The 2518-nt window shown below is 66.2% G+C and carries 3 protein-coding genes; 2 read left to right on the top strand and 1 reads right to left on the bottom strand.

Annotated features, from left to right (window positions below; genetic code table 11):
* Nucleotides 1-103 precede the first annotated feature (103 nt).
* Nucleotides 104-586: a hypothetical protein gene (locus K2X24_RS07710; RefSeq protein ID WP_292496415.1), complete on the top strand. Its 483-nt coding sequence runs from the start codon at nt 104-106 to the stop codon at nt 584-586.
* Between the two features lie 98 nt (nt 587-684).
* Nucleotides 685-948, top strand: a complete 264-nt coding sequence (locus K2X24_RS07705) for a Rap1a/Tai family immunity protein (RefSeq protein ID WP_292496412.1) — start codon at nt 685-687, stop codon at nt 946-948.
* 3 nt (nt 949-951) lie between these two features.
* Here the strand turns inward: K2X24_RS07705 and K2X24_RS07700 are convergent.
* A partial coding sequence (locus tag K2X24_RS07700; protein ID WP_292496410.1) for a hypothetical protein occupies nt 952-2518 on the bottom strand: 1567 nt, incomplete at its 5' end.

The following is a 2518-nucleotide window of genomic DNA, read 5'->3' as shown; positions in this document are numbered from 1 at the left end:
TCCGGAAAGTTTCCGGAGCGCTGCCATCCCGTCTGTGTTGCTGCGCCGCTATCGACGGGGACTCACTGGCCCGCGTAGGTTGCTGCGGTGAGGGAGCACGGCGATGCGGTTCAGGTTGGCTCTAGTGGCGGTCGTCGGCATGGCATGTGCGGCCGCCGAACATGCCACCGCCGCCGACATCCAAATCCTAGCCCGCTGCGGCCCATCGACCGGACAGAGCTACTATTTCGAAGGTGGCATCGTCGGTCCTGGGCAGGGCGGCTGGAAGCCGGACGGCTACGCCAACGGGCGGATCACGGCGCTTCTGAACGAAAGCGAGCAGGTCGACATCATTTTTAGGGATGCTGACGGAACGAGGAGCCTGCTCAGAGACGGGATGAAAGTAGCACTCACATCTTTCGATGAAGCATCGCTGTCGTTCATCGTGTCAACCTATTCGAACAAAGTCTCCGGCAGCTACCTCTTCAAGATGAACAAGCTTGGCGTTGGAACAGTGGTTTGGACGGAGAGTAAAGCGTTGGGCAGCATAACAAGGTCCAGCATCATGGTGGCGGAATGCGGACCCAGCTACGAGATCAAGCCGTGATACTCTATCGAGTTCAGATCGTCGTCATGCCTATGCTGCTCGCCCTGGCTATAAGTGCAAGCGCTTCACCGGCGCACGCTCAGGAGCCAACCGCAGCCATGATCCTCGCCTCGCCTGAGGGCACCGAGGAGGCTGCCTACCTGCGCGGTATGAAGCACGGGATGGAATGGCTCCTGTCTTCGAAGGGAATGACGAATGCCGTCGTCCCCTACTGCGTCCCGTCAGATCTTCCAGTGCCAACCGAGCAGTTCCGGCAGATCCTTTCGAAACAGGTGACTCGTGAGCCGGCCGACGGCGGTAAGCCGGCAGGGCTGGTGCTGCTCAAGGGCCTGCGCCAAGCGTTTCCCTGTCCTTCGAAGTAGTGCCTACCGCACCCCTACAGCGGGCCGACGATCAGTGATTGCGGTCGTTCCAGCCGTGATGCCCCGAACCGCCGTAGCGCCAACTTGGCTCCGCCCGGCGTCCTGCTGTCCGAGGCGCAGCAGCATGGTCAGGATGCGGTTGCGATCCCCCTCCATGAGCAGTTGCGCCATCTGATTCCGTACGGCCTCGGTGTTGCCGTTCACCGCCGCCGCGCCGCGCATCAGGAGGTCCTTCGTCGCCCCGGTGAAATTCCCAGTGATGAGCTTGGCGAAGACGCCGGGATCGATGCCGGTGTCGGCGTTGTCGGCGAGGTTCTCGGCCGTCTTCGAGTTGCCGAGCGCTTCGGCGCGGTTCGCGAACATTTCGTTCTCACGCCCGAGGCGGTTCGTCAGGCGCTCGGCCTCGCCCGGACGGGCGAATGCTTCGAGTTCCGCCTTGGCTGCGTCCGAACTGAACTGGCGCGTTTTGTTCACGCCCTCGGCGGCCCTCTCGACGCGCCCCAGGATCGGATCGACGTAGCCGGCCCGGAAGCCCTGCTTCGCCACGTCGTTCATGCCCTCGAACTGCGCGATGTTGTCGGCCGCGCGTGCCCGGCCGGCGCCGGCCTGCCGCCCCAGGGCGATGGAGTCTTTGATCTCCATCGGCCCGGCGTACATCGCCCGCGCCTGGGCGAAGGCGGGGTTCAGCTCGTCCACCTCGCCGAGGAAGGCCCGGCGCACCTGGTCGATGGCGCGGCCCTTCTCGTCCAGCACGAGCTTGCCCGTGGTCGTGTCCCGGTACTCCTCGAGGATGTGGTCGAAGCCCTTCTTGACCACGTTGACGGTGCGCATGTTCGGCACCTGGAGCATGACGGGTTCACCCGCTGCGTCGAACTTCTCGATGATGTCGAAGGGGTCGAACTTCTCGCCCTTCGCCAGGGATTCGAGGCGCTGGATTTCGAGGCCCCGGCGGATGCCCTGCTTCGTGATGGGGTCTTTCAGGAAGTCGTTCAGGCGCTCGGACCACACCGGGGTCTCAGCCATGGCGCGGGTGTAGAACGGCTCCGAGGCGTCACGCGCCCAGGCGTAGAGGTCGCTGGTCTGACCACGCGCGGTCTGCGGCGCGTCGAAGGCTTCGGTGACGGCCTCGCCGATCCGGCGGGCTTGGCCCGTCTGCCGGTCGTTAAGGAACTCGCGGATCTGCGTGCGGCCCTCGCCCGGGTTCTTCGCCACCACGGCAGCCGCGCGGGCGCCATCGTAGCCGAGCCCGTCGAGCAGCCGGAATTCGCTCTGCCCATCCAGCGCGGCTTGGCCGACACGCTCGGCGATCTCCTCCGGGGTCTGGCCAGAGCGCACGGCGGCGCGGGCGATCTGGCGCTCGGCGTAATCGGCCGGGTTCACGCGCGCCATCACGTTCGACGCGATCGGCGCGACGACCGGAGCAAGGGCGGCTCCCGCCAGGGGGATTCCGCCGCCGAGGCCGGCACCGATCGCGCCGCCCGCAGCGGCATCGGCGATACGTCCGGTCCCGCTGCCCTCGGCCGCGCCCTGGATGGCGCCGAAGGCCGCCCCGTCCGCCGCCGCGCCCGCC

The organism is Methylobacterium sp. (assembly GCF_019750675.1).
In the GTDB taxonomy this organism is placed as follows: Bacteria; Pseudomonadota; Alphaproteobacteria; order Rhizobiales; family Beijerinckiaceae; genus Methylobacterium.
The sequence above is the reverse complement of the archived record's forward strand: the minus strand, read 5'-3'. Positions and strand labels throughout refer to the sequence as shown.

What these genes read in the sequence shown, in the direction of transcription:
- K2X24_RS07705 (WP_292496412.1), top strand. Translation starts at nt 685, where the DNA reads ATGATCCTCGCCTCGCCTGAGGGCACCGAGGAGGCTGCCTACCTGCGC.
- K2X24_RS07710 (WP_292496415.1), top strand. Translation starts at nt 104, where the DNA reads ATGCGGTTCAGGTTGGCTCTAGTGGCGGTCGTCGGCATGGCATGTGCG.